Source organism: Stenotrophomonas sp. ZAC14D2_NAIMI4_7, from assembly GCF_003086675.1.
Lineage (GTDB): Bacteria > Pseudomonadota > Gammaproteobacteria > Xanthomonadales > Xanthomonadaceae > Stenotrophomonas.
The window spans coordinates 4,003,631-4,022,237 of record NZ_CP025995.1; the positions used below are offsets into that span (position 1 = coordinate 4,003,631).

The following is an 18,607-nucleotide window of genomic DNA, read 5'->3' on the forward strand; positions in this document are numbered from 1 at the left end:
GTGCGCTCCCCTTCTTCATGTTGGTTCGAGCCCCTCGTTTCCCTGCGGCCGGGCTCACGTTCCGCCGAGTTCGGCCAGGATCTCCCGGCCACATTCCCTGCTCTGCCACAGTACCTGGCCGATCACGCTGCGCTGGTCGCACGCGGCCATCAACAGCAGCGGTGCGCGCCCTTCGGCGGTGATGGCCAGCATCAGCACCTTGCCGCCGGCAGCCTCCAGCATCAGCGTCTGCAGTTCGCCCAGTACCAGTTCGCGCCCCACCGCGCCGGCCAGCGCCAGCATTGCGCTGGTCATCGCCGCCAGCCGTTCACCGCGCCCTTCGGCACCGGCGCTGACCACCGCAAAGCCGTCCACGCTGGCCAGCACCACCGCACGCACGCCCTCCACGCGCTGGCGCAGGTCGTGCAACAGCGGTTGCAGGCGCGCGCGTTGTCGTTCATCCGGCAACAGGGCCGGCTGTCCGTCAGCCATGCGCGGCCACCAGTGCGTGCGCTTCCATCTCGCTCATCAGTACATCCATCAGAAGCAGCCCCTGATCACGGTCGCGGGCATCCAGTGGCAGCAGCGGCAGCGGTTGCCCGTCCAGTACGGCGCGTGCCGCCCAGTCGTCCAGTGCCGCCGCCGGCGCCAGATCCAGATGGGTGACCGCCACCACCAGCGCCAGCGCACCGGCGAAGGGCTGCAGGGCCAGCAGGTAGGTGTCCAGTTCGGTGGCCACGCCGCTGCGGCGCGCGTCCAGCAGCAGCACCGCGCCGCGCGCACCCTGCAGCAGGATCGGCCACAGGAAGTCGAAGCGCTGCTGGCCGGGTGTGCCGTACAGGCGCAGGCGTTCGCCATTGGGAAGGTCGATATCGGCGTAGTCCAGGGCCACGGTGGTCGATGCTTTGTCGGCGCCGCCGCGATCACTGTTGGCCACATCGGTATCGATCACCGCGCCGGCCGCGATGCTGCGCACCAGCGTCGACTTGCCGCTGCCCATGCCGCCCAGCACCACCACCTTGTGTTCACGCATGGCGCTCGTTCCCGCGCAGGCTGCGCCACAGACGGGCCAGCAGGCCAGGGTCGGGACCGCCGTTACGGAGCGGCGTGGCCGTGGATGTGGCCGAACCCTGCAACTGGGCGTAACCGCACAGGTAGGCCGCATGCACGAAGTCACGCACGGCCGCGGCGGGAAGCTCCAGCAGCATCGCGCATTCGTCCACCGTGCTGGCGCGCTTGAGCAGCAGCGAGCACAGACGGAAGGCATCGTGATCGTGGCCCAGCACGCGGAAATCCGGCCAGCGCAGCAGCTTCACCGTGGCAGCACGCAGGCGTTCGTCCAGTGCCTGCCAGTGGCGGCTGCGCTGCGCCCATTGCCACAGCAGCGGGCGCAGCGGCTGGCGCGCCCGGGTACCGGCCAGCGCCTGCAGCTGCGCGGCCGTGAGCGCGTCCAGCTGCAGGTGTTCGAATCCCTCGGCCAGGCGCTCCACCAGCAGCGCGGCCGGCTCCTGCAGCAGCACCGCCTGGTCCTGTTCGATATCCATCAGCAGCAGCGGCTGGCCATCCAGGGCCAGCAGCAACTGGCCCTGGCGCAACGGCAGGCGTTCGCGAAGCAGGCGGGTGATGGCATGGGCGCCGTCGGCCAGGCGTACCGGTGTGGACGGCGGTGCGGCCTGCATGCCGCGCAACGCATGGCCAATGGCGCCGTCGTCCAGCACATCGTGGCCACCATCGCCGCGGCGAAGCTGCCCGCCGATGTCTTCTATCCAGCACTGCAGGCGGGGCCGCTGCTGGCGCATGCGCAGTGCCGCATTGCGCAGGGCCGGCGTATCGCGGATCACCAGCAGATCGCAGTCATCCAGATCCTGGCTGCGGCGGATCTGCCCGTCGGGCAATGCCGAGGCCACACGCAGGCGCTGCAGCAGTGCCTGCTCGCCCTGGATATCGGTTCCCACCACCAGCACGCGTGCCATCCGAGTTCCCCAGGCAACCGCCTCCCCGGCGGTTTCGCAGGCCAAGGCTAGGACAAGTGAGACACGGCGGGCCGTGACCCATTGCTCAGATTGCAGCGGGTGGTGAAAGGGCACACAGCGGTTCTGCGACGGCCATCGGGGGCAAGTTTCATGCCGTTTTGACAGCCTTGGGGCATGGGGTCGGAGCCCTCTGCTTCGCAGCGGATTCCGCCCCCTGGCGCCGCGGCAAAAAGAAACCCGCGCCGAAGCGCGGGTTCCCTTTTTCACGACCAGGCGGCGATGGATCAGCCGCGCAGCTGTTCCAGCGCGGCGTTCAGGGTCGCGCTGGGGCGCATGGCCTGGCTGGCCTTGGCCACGTCCGGGCGGTAGTAGCCGCCGATATCCACGGCCTTGCCCTGTACCGCGATCAGCTCGTCAACGATCTTCTGTTCGTTGTCGCTCAGCGCCTTGGCCAGCGGTGCGAAGCGCGCCTTCAGTGCGGCATCGTCGTCCTGCGCAGCCAGCGCCTGCGCCCAGTACAGGGCAATGTAGAAGTGGCTGCCACGGTTATCGATGCCACCCAGCTTGCGCGACGGCGACTTGTCGTTGTCAAGGAACTGGCCGTTGGCTTCGTCCAGCGCCTTGGCCAGCACACGGGCGGCGGCGTTGTTGTAACGGTTGCCCAGGTGTTCCAGCGACGCGGCCAGGGCCAGGAATTCACCCAGCGAATCCCAGCGCAGGTAGTCCTCTTCCACGAACTGCTGCACGTGCTTGGGGGCCGAGCCACCGGCGCCGGTCTCGAACAGGCCGCCACCGGCCATCAGCGGCACGATCGACAGCATCTTGGCGCTGGTGCCCAGTTCCATGATCGGGAACAGGTCGGTCAGGTAATCGCGCAGCACGTTGCCGGTCACCGAAATGGTGTCCTCGCCCTTGCGGATGCGATCCAGCGAGAAGGCGGTCGCTTCCACCGGCGGCAGAATGCGGATGTCCAGCCCGTTGGTGTCGTGGTCCTTCAGGTACTGCTCGACCTTGGCGATGACCTGCGCGTCGTGGGCGCGGGCGGCATCGAGCCAGAACACGGCCGGGGTGCTGCTCAGGCGGGCGCGTTCGACGGCCAGCTTCACCCAGTCCTGGATCGGCGCGTCCTTGGTCTGGCACATGCGCCAGATGTCGCCGGCTTCCACCGCGTGTTCGAACACCACGTTGCCGGCATCGTCGGTGACCTTGACCACGCCGTCGGCGGCGATCTGGAAGGTCTTGTCATGCGAGCCGTACTCTTCGGCCTTCTGCGCCATCAGGCCGACATTCGGCACCGAACCCATGGTGGCCGGGTTGAACGCACCGTGGGCCTTGCAGTCGTCGATGACGGCCTGGTACACGCCGGCGTAGCAGCGATCGGGGATGATGGCCTTGGTGTCCTGCAGTTTGCCCTCGGCATTCCACATCTTGCCCGAGTCGCGGATCATCGCCGGCATCGAGGCGTCGACGATCACATCGCTCGGCACGTGCAGGTTGGTGATGCCCTTGTCCGAGTTGACCATGGCCACGCCCGGGCGCTGTGCGTACTCGGCAGCCAGATCGGCTTCGATCGCGGCGCGGGTGGCTTCCGGCAGCGACGGCAGGCGCGCAGCCAAGTCGCCAATGCCGTTGTTGGCGTCGAAACCGGCCTGCTTCAGCACGTCGGCGTGCTTGGCCAGCACGTCCTTGTAGAACTCGTTGACCACCACGCCGAACATGATCGGGTCGGAGACCTTCATCATGGTGGCCTTCAGGTGCAGCGAGAACAGCACGCCCTGCGCCGTGGCATCTTCGATCTGCGCGGCGATGAAGCTGGCCAGCGCCTTGCGGCTCATCACTGCGGCATCGACGATCTCGCCGGCTTTGACCGCGGTCTTTTCCTTCAGCACGACGGCGCTGCCGTCGTTGCCGTGGAAGGTGATCTTCAGCGCACCGGCGTTGGCCAGCGTGGCCGACTTTTCGCTGCCGTAGAAATCACCGGCGGCCATATGCGAAACGTGCGACTTCGAATCCGACGCCCAGGCGCCCATGCGGTGCGGGTGCTTGCGGGCGTAGTTCTTCACCGACAGCGGCGCGCGACGGTCGGAATTGCCTTCGCGCAGCACCGGGTTCACCGCGCTGCCCTTGACCTTGTCGTAGCGCGCCTTGTAGTCGCGCTGCTGGTCGTCGGCCGGGGTTTCCGGGTAATCCGGCAGCGGATAGCCCTGGTCCTGCAGTTCCTTGATGGCCGCCTTCAGCTGCGGCACCGAGGCGGAGATGTTCGGCAGCTTGATGATGTTGGCGTCCGGAGTGGTCGCCAGCTGGCCCAGCTCGGCCAGGTCGTCGCTGACCTTCTGCGCATCGCTCAGCAGTTCGGGGAACTGCGACAGGATGCGGCCGGACAGCGAAATGTCACGGGTTTCCACCACGATGCCAGCGGTGGCGGTATAGGCGTCGATGATCGGCAGCAGCGACTGGGTCGCCAGGAACGGTGCTTCGTCGGTCAGCGTATAGAGGATCTTGGACATGGGGGACTTGGACTCTGTAGCAGTTCTCAGGGGAAGGCCGGCGCCAGCGCCGGGCCACGTGCAACCGTGTCACTTTCCCTCGTCGCCGTCAGGGTGGGCGCGCGGCGGGGAAACCCCTGCATTGTCGCGTTTTCAGCCGCGCGGGGCAAAGCCATGCCATACGCCAAGGTACTGCGCTGCGGCAACGCAGTGATCCATTGCCGTGGTATCGGTTGCAACCATCGCCGCGCAGCCACGCGTGGCGTGGTCTACACCCTGCGCGGCGGCCGTTCGGGTAGATTCACGCCATGCGTGGATGCGGTCCAGCGTGCAACCGCCCAACAAAAAAGACGCAGCCTCGCGGCTGCGTCCATCGTGAGTCCAACCGGGAGAGAGTCGGCGGGACTTACTTGACCTCGAACTCCTGCGGCGTTCCGGCCGCCTTACCATCAACCATGACTTCGGCGCGGTACTTGCCGGCCGGCCAGCCATTGGCATTCTTGAACGTGATGTTGGTGGTCTCGGCGCCGCTGGTGTTCAGCGTGGCGCTCTGTTCACCGGCCACCTGGCCGTCCTGGAAGGTCAGCTTGGCGCCGACGTTGACGTTGCTGGCCGCGCCATCGGTCTTCACCGAAACGACGACATCATCCTTCGGCGCGAACAGGGCCGCCGTGGCAACGGACTTGTCCGCAGCCGCGCTCTTGCCCACGGTGACCGAAGACACGGCCACGGCGCTTGCGGCGGCCATCGGCGGCGGCGCGCCGGTCATCGGCGCCGGTGCGGGCTCGGCCGGGGCAGTGGCCGCCGGGGCGGCATTGGTATCAGTGGATTCTTCCTTCTTCTTGCAGCCCACCAGGGCAACACTGCCCAGCAGGGCGGCCAGCAGGGCGTTCTGAAGCGGCGTGGTCTTGATCATTCGTGGTTTCTCCCAGGCATGTTCGGATAGCGATCGTGGGCCGGTTGCGGGTCCGGCTTACTTCGGCGGCAGCTTCAGGGTCTGGCCCGGGAAGATCTTGTCCGGGTCGTCAAGCACATCGCGGTTGGCCTCGAAGATCTTCTTCCAGGCATTGGCATCGCCCAGGTGCTGCTTGGCGATCTTCGACAGCGAATCTCCCTTCTGCACGGTGTAAGTGCCGCCACTGACGACCTCAGCGGTACTGTCCACCGATGCGCTCACGCCGGAAAAATCCGCCTTGGGGACCTGCTGGGCGGTACTGTCGACGCTGGCGCTTACGCCGGAGAAATCGGCCTTCTTCTCGGTACTCATCCACACACTCCCGTCTGCATGACTACGTGGCATGCACGGTGCCATGGCGGTTGTTAAATGGGGATGGTGCAGATGTGAAGCCGCCCCCCGGGGCGGCTGAACAATCGGTATGGCCGACGGCCGCTGCGCTCGCCGGGCGTTGCCCGGCGGCGCTTATTGGCGCAGTTCGCGGTAGGTCGCAGCGGGAGCTGCGATGCCGGGGCTGGCACGCCACGGGTTGATGTCCAGGCCACCGCGGCGGGTGTAGCGCGCTTCCACTTCCAGCCACTGCGGCTGGCAGCGTGCCGACACCTCGCTGAAGATGCGCTCGACGCACTGCTCGTGGAACTCAGCGTGCTCGCGGTAACTGACCAGATAGCGCAGCAGGCCCGCACGATCGATCTTCGGGCCGCGGTAGCGCAGGCTGACCGTGGCCCAATCCGGCTGGCCGGTCACCGGGCAGTTGGATTTCAGCAAGGCCGACACCAGGGTCTCTTCCACCACGTTGCCCGCGTCGGCAGCCAGATAATCGGCCTGCGGCGGGCCATAGCAGTCGATCTCCACCTCCAGCCCGTCGATGGACTCACCCAGCGGCGCTTCGCGCAGTTCCGGCAGGCCGAACGCCACCTGCACCGGCGCACCGGCGCAGGCCGACAGATCGGCAACCAGGCGCTCGCGCAGGGCTTCGGCACTGTCGATACGGGTGCTGTTGAGGGAGTTCAAGTACAGCTTGAACGACTTCGATTCGATCAGCCGCGGCGAGGTGCACGGCACCTGCACGGTGGCCACGGCCACCTGCGGCTTGCCACGCGGGTCGAGCCAGCTCAGTTCGAAGGCATGCCAGCGGTCATGGCCGACGAACGGCAGCGCGGCATCATCCAGGCCGATTTCCGAACGGGCGCCGATGCGCGGGATGGGAAACAGCAGGCCGGGATCGTACTGCGACGGGTAACTGACCTCGCGACCGAGGCTGGAGTCCTGGGGGGTGTTCATGGGCGTCATTGTATCGCGCACAGGGCGGGCCTTCGGCCGGGTCTGCCAACGGCGGAGCTCCGCCGTGGTGGTCAAGAGCAGGATCTCGGGGTTGGCCGGGAGGGTGGGTTGGCTGGGGGACGCTGCAAGTACGTCCATGTAAGCTCGGTCGCCGCATCCATGCGGCTCACGCCCCCAGCCAACCCACCCTCCCGGCCACGGACAGTTCCCCGCGCCACCGCGGGAAAGATCCGGAAAATCAAAATCAAAGGCCGATCCTTCAGACATTCTCGATGTCTGCCCGTGTCGACCAAGGTCGACACCTACCAAAGCAGAGCGCCGTTCCGAACGGACCCACCCCGCCATCCCACGGATAGCCCGCTTTTGACGTTGTCGTTGACGTCGACGTTAGCGGGTGCAGGGCTGCAAGCCCTGCCGCTACCCCTCAGCCGGCGCCGTGCAGGTAATCCAGGCTGACCTGCAGCAGCGCGCGCAGCCCCACATCCAGCGCCTTCTCATCCAGCAGGAACTTCGGCGAATGGTTCGCCGGCGCCGTCGCCGGGTCGATGCCCACGCTGGTGGAACCGACGAAGAAGAACATGCCAGGCACTTCCTTGGCGTACAGCGAGAAATCCTCCGCGCCCATCTGCAGCGGCGGCTCGTAGACATTGTCCTTGCCCACCACCGCCTGCAGGCTCGGCAGCATCTTCGCGGTCAGCGCCGGGTCGTTCACCGTGGCCGGGTTGCCCTCGGCCTCGTAGATCTCGGTCACGGCCTTGGCCCCGTGCGCCGCGGCCGTGTGCTCGGCCACGTTGCGCAGATCGGCGAAGATCTGCTGGCGCATGCCCTCATCGAAGGTGCGGATCGTGCCGACCATCTCCACTTCGTCGGGAATGATGTTGTAGCGGATGCCCCCGTTGATCGCACCGAAGGTCAGCACCGCCGGCTGCTTGGACAGATTGGTGCGGCGGCTGACGATGGTCTGCGCGGTGCCGACCAGATCGGCGGTGGCCACGATCGGGTCCACGCCGTTCCACGGCGCCGAACCATGCGTCTGGCGGCCAATCACCCTGATCCCGAAGCGATCGGACGCCGCCATCAGCGGGCCGCCGCGCACCGCGATCTGCCCCGCCTGCACGCTGGAAAACACATGCAGGCCGAACACGGCCTCAGGCTTGAAGTCGGCGAACAGGCCTTCCTTCAGCATCAGCGCGGCACCGCCCTCTTCCGGCGGCGGCGCGCCTTCTTCGGATGGCTGGAAGATCAGCATCACCTGGCCCGGCAGGTCCTTCTTCATCGCCACCAATGCCTCGGCCACGCCCAGCAGGGTGGCGGTGTGCGCATCATGGCCACAGGCGTGCATTACCCCCACCGTCTGCCCGCGGTACTGCGCCGTGGCCTTGGAGGCAAACGGCAGGCCGGTCTGTTCGGTCACCGGCAACGCATCCATGTCCGCGCGCAGGGCGATCTTCGGGCCCGGCTTGCCGCCTTCGATGATGGCCACCACGCCGTGGTGGGCAATGCCGGTCTTCGGCTTCAGGCCCATCGCGCGCAGGCGCTTGGCCACCTCGGCCGAGGTGCGTGCTTCGCGGTTGGACAGCTCCGGGTGCTGGTGGAAGTCGCGGCGCCATTCCACCACCTGCGCCTGCAGGCGCTGCGCGGCAGCGGTCACCTCCGGGCGCTCGGCCACGTCGGCATGGGCAAGGGCCGGCACAGCCAGCAGCAGGGCGGACAGCAGCAGGGAACGGCGCATCACGGGCTCCACGGAAGGGGTCTGCACCTGAATGTAGGGCAAGGCTGCCGCTACGGGAACCTCTTTCGCCGCGCCGGGTCTGAGCGCCCGTCCCATCCGTCATGCAGGAAATGGCATGGGTCACAGGTATGCTTTGCGCATTGCCAACCGGGGCGCCGCCCCGTCCAGCCTTCTTGGAGTCCTTGAATGTCACGTGTTTGGAAGATCGTGCTGCTGGTCGTGGCAGTGCTGGTGCTGGCAGTCGTCGGCGTGCGGGTGCTGGGCGGCGGCAAGGACAAGGCGGCAGGCCCGGGCGCCGCGGCGCGCCAGGGCGGCGAAGACCCCGATGCCGGCCCGGTGCCGGTCACCGTGGTCGATGCCACCCGTCAGGACGTGCCGGTGTATGCCAGCGCCCTGGGTACGGTCACGGCCATGAACACCGTCACGGTCAGCCCGCAGGTGGGCGGCCAGCTGATGAGCATCAATTTCCGCGAGGGCCAGGAAGTGAAGCAGGGTGACCTGCTGGCACAGATCGACCCGCGCAGCGCCCAGGCCAGCTACGACCAGGCCGTGGCCGCCAAGCGCCAGAACGAGGCGCTGCTGGCCACCGCCCGTTCCAACTACCAGCGCTCCAACGCGCCGGAGTATCGCCAGTTCGTCGCCAAGACCGATCTGGATACACAACGAAACCAGGTGTCACAGTACGAAAGCGCGGTGGCCGCCAACGAGGCCAGCGCGCGCGCCGCGCAGGTGCAGCTGCAGTACACCCGCATCACCGCGCCGATTTCCGGCATTGCCGGTATCCGTGCAGTGGACGCTGGCAACGTGGTCAATGCCGGTACCGCGCTGGTCACCCTTACCCAGATCCACCCGATCCACGTGCTGTTCAACCTGCCCGAGCGCCAGCTGGGCGACGTGCGCCAGGCGCAGGCGGCCGGCAAGGTGCCGGTGGCCGCGCTGGACCGCGCCGATTCGCACGTGCTGTCCGGTGACGGTTCGCTGGACGTGGTGGACAACCTGATCAGCGCCGACAGCGGCACCTTCAAGGCCCGCGCGATCTTCGAAAACACCGACAACGGCCTGTGGCCGGGCCAGTTCGTCAACGTGCGCATGCAGCTGCGCACCATTGCCGGGGGCGTGGTCATTCCCACCCAGGCCGTGCTGCGCGGGCCCGATGGCGAGTACGTCTATCTGGTGCAGGGCGACAACACGGTCAAGATGCAGACCGTGCGCAGTGGCGTGGAAGTGGGCGACAGCCACGTGCAGATCACCGAAGGCCTGAAGGGTGGCGAGCGGGTGGTCAGCGAAGGCCAGTTCCGCCTGAAGCCGGGCAGCAAGGTGACCGCGCTGAAGCCGGGCGAAACCCCCGCGGCGCCCACCGAAGCCGAACTGAAGGCCGCCGAACAGAAGAGTGGCGGCCGCGGCCGTCCCGGTGGTGGCCCGCGCTGAGCGCAGGCCACCCTCTCCTTCCGCGCCGGCCTCGATGCCGGCGCAGCCATTGAAGCACCAGCAAGGATCCGTCCGTGGGCTTTTCGACGATCTTCATCCGCCGTCCCATTGCTACCTCGCTGTTGATGGCGGGTCTGTTGCTGCTGGGCATCCTGGGTTACCGCAAGCTGCCGGTGTCGGCGCTGCCGGAAATCGATGCCCCCAGCCTGGTGGTCACCACCCAGTACCCCGGTGCCAACGCCACCACCATGGCGTCGCTGGTCACCACCCCGCTGGAACGCCAGTTTGGGCAGATTTCCGGGCTGGAACTGATGACCTCCGATTCGTCGGCGGGGTTGTCCACGATCATCCTGCAGTTCTCGATGGACCGCGACATCGATATCGCCGCGCAGGACGTGCAGGCAGCGATCCGCCAGGCCACCCTGCCCTCGTCGCTGCCCTACCAGCCGGTCTACAACCGGGTGAACCCGGCCGACGCGGCCATCGTCACCCTGAAGCTGACCTCTGACACGCGACCGCTGCGCGAGGTCAACAACTACGCCGATTCGATCCTGGCCCAGCGCCTGTCGCAGGTGCAGGGCGTGGGCCTGGTGTCAATTGCCGGCAACGTGCGCCCGGCCGTGCGCATCCAGGTCAATCCGGCGCAGCTGTCGAACATGGGCCTGACCATGGAAGAGCTGCGCAGCGCGCTCACCCAGGCCAACGTCAATGCGCCCAAGGGCTCGTTGAACGGCAAGACCCAGTCCTACAGCATCGGTACCAACGACCAGCTGGCCAGTGCCGCCGAGTACCGCGACACCATCATCAGCTACAAGAACGGCCGCCCGGTGCGGCTGTCCGACGTGGCCCAGGTGGTGGATGGCGTAGAGAACGACCAGCTGGCCGCCTGGGCCGATGGCAAGCCGGCGGTGCTGCTGGAAGTGCGCCGCCAGCCCGGCGCCAACATCGTGCAGACCGTCGAACGCATCCGCGCCATCCTGCCGCAGCTGCAGGGCGTGCTGCCGGCCGACGTGCACCTGGAAGTCTTCAACGACCGCACCGAAACCATCCGTGCGTCGGTGCATGAAGTGCAGTTCACCCTGATCCTCACCATCGGCCTGGTGGTGGCGGTCATCTTCGTGTTCCTGCGCCGGCTGTGGGCCACCCTCATTCCCTCGGTGGCGGTACCGCTGTCGCTGGCCGGCACATTCGCAGTGATGGCCTTCACCGGCATGTCGCTGGACAACCTTTCGCTGATGGCGCTGGTGGTGGCCACCGGCTTCGTGGTGGACGATGCGATCGTGATGATCGAGAACATCGTGCGCTACATCGAACAGGGCAAGAGTGGCCGCGAAGCGGCCGAGATCGGCGCACGCCAGATCGGCTTCACCGTGCTGTCGCTGACCGTCTCGCTGGTGGCCGTGTTCCTGCCGCTGCTGCTGATGCCCGGCGTCACCGGTCGTCTGTTCCACGAATTCGCCTGGGTGCTCAGCATCGCCGTGGTGCTGTCGATGCTGATTTCGCTGACGCTCACCCCGATGATGTGCGCCTACCTGCTCAAGCCCGACGCCCTGCCCGAGGGCGAAGACGCGCATGAGCGTGCGGCGGCGGCCGGCATGCAGAACCTGTGGACGCGCACCGTGGGCCTGTACGAGCGCAGCCTGGACTGGGTGCTGGACCATCAGCGCGCCACCCTGGTCGTGGCCGCCGCCGCGCTGGTGCTGACCGTGCTGCTGTACGTGCTGATTCCCAAGGGCCTGCTGCCCGAACAGGACACCGGCCTGATCACCGGCGTGGTGCAGGCCGACCAGAACATCGCCTTCCCGCAGATGGAGCAGCGCACCAAGCAGGTGGCCGAGGCCCTGCGCCAGGACCCGGACGTGACCGGCGTGTCGGCATTCATCGGTGCCGGCAGCATGAACCCCACGCTCAACCAGGGCCAGCTGTCGATCGTGCTGAAGGAACGCGGCCAGCGCGATGGCCTGGATGAGATCCTGCCGCGCCTGCAGAAAGCCGTGGCCGGCATCCCCGGCGTGGCGCTGTACCTGAAGCCGGTGCAGGACGTGACCCTGGATACCCGCGTGGCCGCCACCGAGTACCAGTACTCGCTGTCGGACGTGGATTCGGCCACCGTGGCCACCCAGGCCACGCGCCTGACCGAGGCGCTGCGCCAGCGCCCGGAACTGGCCGACGTGGACAACAACCTGTCCAACCAGGGCCGTGCGCTGGAGCTGAACATCGACCGCGACAAGGCCAGCGTGCTGGGCGTGCCGATGCAGACCATCGATGACACGCTCTACGATGCGTTCGGCCAGCGCCAGATCTCCACCATCTTCACCGAGCTCAACCAGTACCGCGTCGTGCTGGAAGTGGCACCGGAGTTCCGCACCAGCACTGCGCTGATGGAACAGCTGGCGGTGGCATCCAACGGCGCCGGCGCGCTGACCGGCACGAACGCCACCAGTTTCGGCCAGGTCACCTCGTCCAACTCGTCCACCGCCACCGGCATCGGTGCGCAGAACACCGGCATCACTGTCGGCGCGGGCAACATCATTCCGTTGTCGGCGCTGGCCGAAGGCAAGGTGACCAGCGCGCCGCTGGTGGTCAGCCACCAGCAGCAGCTGCCGGCGGTGACCGTCTCGTTCAACGTGGCGCCGGGCTATTCGCTGTCCGATGCGGTCAAGGCCATCGAAGAGACCAAGGCCAGCCTGGACATGCCGGCCCACCTGCATGCCGAGTTCATCGGCAAGGCCGCCGAGTTCACCGGCAGCCAGACCGACGTGGTGTGGCTGCTGCTGGCCTCTCTGGTGGTGATCTACATCGTGCTGGGCGTGCTGTACGAAAGTTACATCCACCCCATCACCATCATTTCCACCCTGCCGCCGGCCGGCGTGGGCGCGCTGCTGGCGCTGATGGTGTGCGGTCTGAGCCTGTCGGTGGACGGCATCGTCGGCATCGTGCTGCTCATCGGCATCGTCAAGAAGAACGGCATCATGATGGTGGACTTCGCGATCGAAGCGCGCCGTGCCGGTGCCAACGCGCATGAAGCAATCCGTCGCGCCTGCCTGCTGCGCTTCCGCCCGATCATGATGACCACCGCCGCGGCCATGCTGGGCGCGCTGCCGCTGGCGCTGGGCACCGGCATCGGTTCGGAGCTGCGCCGTCCGCTGGGCATCGCCATCGTCGGCGGCCTGCTGCTGTCGCAGCTGGTCACGCTGTACACCACGCCGGTGATCTACCTGTACATGGAGCGGTTCTCGGAATGGCTGGCGCGCCGCCGCGAGCAGCGCGCGTTGCGCGACGGTTCGCTTCAGGAGCCGCAGGCATGATCCAGGCCGCGTACCCTCGGGGGGCGGCACGATGAACCTGTCCGGCCCCTTCATCCGCCGCCCCATCGGCACCGCGCTGCTGGCCATCGGCCTGTTCATCGTTGGCCTGATCTGCTACCTGAAGCTGGGCGTGTCGGCCCTGCCGAACATCCAGATTCCGGTCATCTTCGTACACGCCAGCCAGTCCGGCGCCGATGCGGCCACCATGGCCTCCACGGTCACCGCGCCGCTGGAACGCCACCTGGGCCAGCTGCCCGGCATCGACCGCATGCGCTCTTCCAGCTCGGAAGGCAGCTCGCTGGTATTCATGATTTTCCAGACCGACCGCGATATCGATTCGGCGGCGCTGGACGTGCAGACCGCGATCAACTCGGCGCAGGCCGACCTGCCTTCGGGCATGGGCTCGCCGATGTACCAGAAGGCGAACCCGAACGACGATCCCGTGATCGCCATCGCGCTGACCTCGCAGACGCAGTCGGCCGACGAGCTGTACAACGTGGCCGATTCGCTGCTGGCCCAGCGCATCCGCCAGATCGGCGGCGTGGCCTCGGTGGATATCGCCGGTGCCTCCACGCCGGCCGTGCGCGTGGACGTGAACCTGCGCCTGATGAACGCGCTGGGCCTGACCGCCGACGACCTGCGCAACGCGGTGCGCGCGGCCAACGTCACCTCGCCTACCGGCTTCCTCAGCGACGGCAACACCACCACCGCGATCATCGCCAACGATTCGGTCGCGCGCGCGGCCGACTTCGCCAATCTGGTGGTGAAGACCCAGGGCGATGGCCGGGTGATCCGCCTGAAGGACATCGCCAACGTCTACGACGGCCAGCAGGATGCCTACCAGGCCGCGTGGTTCGACCACAAACCGGCCGTGGTGATGTACGTGTTCACCCGTGCCGGCGCCAACATCGTGGAAACCGTGGACCGGGTGAAGGCGCAGATTCCGGCGCTTCGCGATTACCTGCAGCCCGGCACCACCATGACCCCGTACTTCGACCGCACGCCGACCATCCGCTCGTCGCTGCATGAAGTGCAGATCACCCTGCTGATCAGCCTGGCCATGGTGGTGCTGACCATGGCGCTGTTCCTGCGCCGCCTGGCCCCCACCCTGATCGCCGCGGTCACCGTGCCGCTGTCGCTGGCCGGCGCCGCGCTGGTGATGTACGCGCTCGGCTTCACCCTGAACAACCTGAGCCTGCTGGCGCTGGTGATCGCGATCGGCTTCGTGGTGGACGATGCGATCGTGGTGATCGAGAACATCATGCGGCACCTGGACGAAGGCATGCCGCGCCTGCAGGCGGCCTTCACCGGTGCGCGCGAGATCGGCTTCACCATCGTCTCGATCACCGCCTCGCTGGTGGCGGTGTTCATTCCGCTGCTGTTCGCCAGCGGCATGATGGGCGCCTTCTTCCGCGAATTCACCGTCACCCTGGTGGCGGCCATCGTGGTGTCGATGATCGTCTCGCTGACGCTCACCCCGGCACTGTGCAGCCGCTTCCTGAGCGCGCACGACCACAACGCCGCGCCATCGCGCTTCGGCCGTTGGCTCGATGCCGGGCACGAGCGCATGCTGCGCATGTACACCGTGTTCCTGGACTTTTCGCTGCGCCATGCGCTGCTGCTCTCGCTCACCCCGCTCATCCTGATCGGCGTCACCATCTTCCTGTTCGGTGCGGTGAAGAAGGGCGCGTTCCCGCCACAGGACACCGGCCTGATCTGGGGCCGCGCCAATTCCAGCGCCACCGTCTCGTTCGAAGACATGGTCAGCCGCCAGCGCCGCATCACCGACATGCTGATGGCCGACCCGGCGGTGAAGACCGTGGGCGTGCGCCTGGGCAGTGGCCGCCAGGGCTCCAGCGCGCAGTTCAACGTGGAACTGAAGTCGCGCAAGGAAGGTCGTCGCGAGACCACCGCCCATGCGCTGGCCCGCCTGAGCGCCAAGGCCGACCGCTACCCCGACCTGCAGCTGCGCCTGCGCGCGATCCAGGACCTGCCCAGCAACGATGGCGGCGGCAACAGCCAGGGCGCGCAGTACCGTATTTCCCTGCAGGGCAACGACCTGGCTGCACTGCAGGAATGGCTGCCCAAGCTGCAGGCCGAGCTGAAGAAGAACCCCAAGCTGCGTGACGTAGGCACCGACGTGGACAACGCCGGCCTGCGCCAGAACATCGAGATCGACCGTGCCAAGGCGGCGCGGCTGGGCGTCTCGGTCGGTGCCATCGACGGTGCACTGTACGGTGCGTTTGGCCAGCGGCAGATTTCCACCATTTATTCGGACATCAACCAGTACAGCGTGGTGGTGAACGCCCTGCCCTCGCAGACCGCCACCCCGGCGGCGCTGGACGAGGTGTATGTGAAGGCCAGCAATGGGCAGATGGTGCCGATCACCGCGGTGGCCAGCCAGGTGCCCGGCCTGGCGCCTTCGCAGATCACCCATGAAAACCAGTACACCACGATGGACCTGAGCTACAACCTGGCCCCGGGCGTGAGCATGGGCGAGGCGAAGGCGATCATCGATGCCACCGTGGCTGGCATGCGCATGCCCGGCGACATTCGCCTGGCCGACGACGCGGGCTTCGGCTTCAACTCCGATCCCAGCGACATGCTGATCCTGGTGTTCGCGGCCATCCTGACCGTATACCTGGTGCTGGGCATGCTGTACGAGAGCCTGATCCACCCGGTCACGATCCTGTCCACCCTGCCGGCGGCGGGCGTGGGCGCGCTGCTGGCGCTGTTCGGCACCAACACCGAACTGTCGGTGATCTCGATGATCGCGTTGGTACTGCTGATCGGCATCGTGAAGAAGAACGCGATCATGATGATCGACTTCGCCCTGGTGGCGCAGCGCGAGCACGGCCTGGCCCCGCGCGAGGCGGCACGCGAGGCCAGCATCGTGCGCTTCCGTCCGATCATGATGACCACGATGGTGGCGATCCTGGCGGCGGTACCGCTGGCGATCGGCCTGGGCGAAGGCTCCGAACTGCGTCGCCCGCTGGGCATCGCGATGATCGGCGGCCTGCTGTTCTCGCAGAGCCTGACCCTGCTGAGCACGCCGGCGCTGTACGTGATCTTCTCGTGCCTGGCCGATCGCTGGCGGGCGCGCCGCGCGCGCAAGCGCGAAGCGAAGCTGCTCAAGCGCGCGGCCCGCGCGTAGCCCAGGGGTCAGATCCCTCGCTCTGCGAGGGCTCTGACCCCGTGCGACGGTCACGGTTTGACGCGCTGTAACGAAAAGAGAACAATTCGCAACCAGCCATGGTCCTGCGCCCCTGCGGCGCCCCGCTCCCGGTTCCCGGTCAGCCTGCGTGATCCCAGCCACTGCCCCTTCCCCCAACCATGGGTGGATGGCCCGTGGCCGTCCGCCGAGGAACCTGATCGATGCCTTCGTTCCGCACCCCGCGCGTGGCCCTGCTGGCCGCCGCCCTGTCCGCCGCCTGCGTGGCCCACGCTGAAGCCCCGGCCGACACCCGCAGCGCCACCGACCTCGACGCCATCAAGGTGGTCGGCGAACGCACCCACACCGAAGCCGGTGCGCTGGGCGACCGCGCCCTGCGCGATACTCCATTCGCCATCACCGCCGTCGGCCGCGAACAGCTGGAGCAGCGCCAGGTGGTTTCGCTGGGCGAAGCCTTCCTGTTCGATCCGTCGGTCACCACCCAGGTCAGCGCCTACGCCAGTGGCTGGAGCTCGCCCATCCGCAACCGCGGCATCGACCTGAACTACGACAGCTACCGCGTGAACGGCCTGCAGGTGTCCTCGTGGGGCACCGAATGGCCGCTGGAAGTGATGGAACAGGTGGACCTGCTGAAGGGCCCCGGTGGCTTCCTGTATGGCTTCGGCGCACCCGGCGGCATCGTCAACTACATCACCAAGAAGCCGACTGACACCGCGACGTTCTCCGCGCAGCTGGGCTGGCGCGAACAGGGCATCGTCAGCGGCGGCGTCGATGCCGGCGGGCGCTTCGGCAACGAAGAGATGTTCGGCTACCGCTTCAACGCCTACCAGGAGAAGGGCGAAACCTTCAACGGTGGCCATGTCGACCGCAAGGTCGGCGCACTGTCGCTGGATGCGCGCCTGAGCGATGCGCTCACCTGGACCTTCGACGGCGTGTTCCAGTCGCGCGACCTGAGCGAAGAGTCGCCGCAGTACTACTTCATCGGCCTGACCTCGCTGCCGCGGCCGATTGCCGGCGACGTCGACAACAGCGTGCCGGGCACCTACTACGACACCCGTTCCAGCCTGCTGTCCACGGCGTTGAACTGGCAGATCAACAGCGACTGGAAGGCCAGCCTGAGCTACGGTGTCACCACCTCGTGGAACGACGTCAACAAGATCTTCGCCTACATCGACGATCCGAACGGCGACTACAACGTGAACGTGTACGAGCTGGGCGGCAAGAGCGAATGGAAGCTCGCGCAGGCGCTGGTGCAGGGCAGCTTCCGCACCGGCCCGCTGCAGCACCAGCTGGTTGCCGGCATCAGCCACCAGACCGGTCTGGGCTGGGACCGCCCCTACGAGTGGAACACCATCGGTCGCGCCAACCTGTACCAGCGTTCGGCCATCCGCCACGACGCCGTGGGTTCGCGGGTGATGACCCGCGGCGATGAAACCGTGCAGCAGGCGGTGTTCGCCAGCGATACCGTCGACTTCGGCGGCGGCTGGTCGGTGCTGGCCGGCTGGCGCTACAACGACTTCGAGACCAAGGGCCGTTACCACACCTACCCGGTCACCCCGACCTATGCGGTCATGTTCAAGCCCAGCGAAGCGGTGACCCTGTACGCCAGCTACATCGAATCGCTGGAAGCCGGCAGCCGCGTGGGCAACACCTATATCAACGCCGGCGATGTGCTGGACCCGACCATCAGCAAGCAGTACGAGGTCGGCGCCAAGGTGGAAGCCTCGCGCTGGAATGCGAACGTGGCCGCGTTCCGCCTGGAACGTGGCGCCAACATCGACCAGCAGACCGACACCGGCCTGCGCCTGGTGCAGGATGGCATCACCCTGTACGAAGGCGTGGAAGCCAGCGCCGACCTGCACCTGACCGATGCGCTGACCGTGGGCGGCGGCGTGACCTGGCTGGACCCGACCTACGACAAGCTGTCGCCGGACAGTGCCGCGCAGGAAGGCAACCGCACCGTCGGTGCCGCCCGCTGGAGCGGCGTGCTGCATGCCAGCTACCAGCTGCCGTGGGTGGATGGCCTGGAAACCTACGCCGCCGTGCGCTACTACGGCGATGTCTGGTACGACGCCGACAACACCCTGAAGCTGCCCGACTACACCCTGGTCAATGCCGGCGTGGGTTACCGCCTGATGGCCAGCGGGCACCCGGTTACCCTGCGCGCCAGCGTGGAAAACCTGGGCAACCGCAAGTACTGGTCCAACGCCGGCATCGGCCTGCCGCGCACCTTCGCCGTGAGCGTGCGCTGGGAGATGTAATGCGGTTTCGGTAGGTGCGGACCGTTGGT

The 18,607-nt window shown here is 67.1% G+C and carries 12 protein-coding genes; 4 read left to right on the forward strand and 8 right to left on the reverse strand.

Annotation, left to right across the window (positions count from 1 at the left end; genetic code table 11):
• Positions 1-54: 54 nt before the first annotated feature.
• From C1922_RS18195 to C1922_RS18230, 8 genes are all read right to left on the reverse strand, one after another.
• Complete coding sequence (locus C1922_RS18195; RefSeq protein WP_108751061.1) at positions 55-471, reverse strand: roadblock/LC7 domain-containing protein; 417 nt, start codon at positions 469-471, stop codon at positions 55-57.
• Positions 464-1,012: an ATP/GTP-binding protein gene (locus C1922_RS18200; protein WP_108751062.1), complete on the reverse strand. Its 549-nt coding sequence runs from the start codon at positions 1,010-1,012 to the stop codon at positions 464-466. Before C1922_RS18200 ends, C1922_RS18195 begins: the two co-directional genes overlap by 8 nt.
• Positions 1,005-1,952, reverse strand: a complete 948-nt coding sequence (locus C1922_RS18205) for a hypothetical protein (protein WP_108751063.1) — start codon at positions 1,950-1,952, stop codon at positions 1,005-1,007. Before C1922_RS18205 ends, C1922_RS18200 begins: the two co-directional genes overlap by 8 nt.
• Before the next feature lie 284 nt (positions 1,953-2,236).
• Entirely contained in the window at positions 2,237-4,459 is a 2,223-nt protein-coding gene (locus C1922_RS18210) for an NADP-dependent isocitrate dehydrogenase (RefSeq protein WP_108751064.1), read from the reverse strand.
• 385 nt (positions 4,460-4,844) lie between these two features.
• A complete protein-coding gene (locus tag C1922_RS18215) occupies positions 4,845-5,354 on the reverse strand; it encodes a hypothetical protein (RefSeq protein WP_108751065.1) in 510 nt (169 codons plus the stop codon).
• A 57-nt stretch (positions 5,355-5,411) separates the two neighbouring features.
• The gene (locus C1922_RS18220) at positions 5,412-5,705 is read right to left on the reverse strand and encodes a LysM peptidoglycan-binding domain-containing protein (RefSeq protein ID WP_108751066.1); all 294 of its coding nucleotides are present in this window, start codon (positions 5,703-5,705) and stop codon (positions 5,412-5,414) included.
• Positions 5,706-5,858: 153 nt separating this feature from the next.
• The gene (gene queF / locus C1922_RS18225) at positions 5,859-6,677 is read right to left on the reverse strand and encodes an NADPH-dependent 7-cyano-7-deazaguanine reductase QueF (protein WP_108751067.1); all 819 of its coding nucleotides are present in this window, start codon (positions 6,675-6,677) and stop codon (positions 5,859-5,861) included.
• Positions 6,678-7,101: 424 nt separating this feature from the next.
• Complete coding sequence (locus tag C1922_RS18230; RefSeq protein WP_108751068.1) at positions 7,102-8,409, reverse strand: M20 family metallopeptidase; 1,308 nt, start codon at positions 8,407-8,409, stop codon at positions 7,102-7,104.
• A 186-nt stretch (positions 8,410-8,595) separates the two neighbouring features.
• On the opposite strand from C1922_RS18230, the gene C1922_RS18235 reads away from it, so the two are divergent.
• The 4 genes from C1922_RS18235 to C1922_RS18250 all read left to right on the forward strand — a co-directional run bounded on the left by C1922_RS18235 (position 8,596) and on the right by C1922_RS18250 (position 18,578).
• Positions 8,596-9,837: an efflux RND transporter periplasmic adaptor subunit gene (locus C1922_RS18235; RefSeq protein WP_108751069.1), complete on the forward strand. Its 1,242-nt coding sequence runs from the start codon at positions 8,596-8,598 to the stop codon at positions 9,835-9,837.
• Positions 9,838-9,911: 74 nt separating this feature from the next.
• A complete protein-coding gene (locus C1922_RS18240) occupies positions 9,912-13,145 on the forward strand; it encodes an efflux RND transporter permease subunit (protein WP_108751070.1) in 3,234 nt (1,077 codons plus the stop codon).
• A 31-nt stretch (positions 13,146-13,176) separates the two neighbouring features.
• The gene (locus C1922_RS18245; protein ID WP_108751071.1) at positions 13,177-16,299 is read left to right on the forward strand and encodes an efflux RND transporter permease subunit; all 3,123 of its coding nucleotides are present in this window, start codon (positions 13,177-13,179) and stop codon (positions 16,297-16,299) included.
• Positions 16,300-16,520: 221 nt separating this feature from the next.
• Positions 16,521-18,578 (forward strand): TonB-dependent receptor, encoded by a 2,058-nt coding sequence (locus C1922_RS18250; protein WP_108751072.1) that lies wholly within the window; start codon positions 16,521-16,523, stop codon positions 18,576-18,578.
• Positions 18,579-18,607 lie beyond the last annotated feature (29 nt).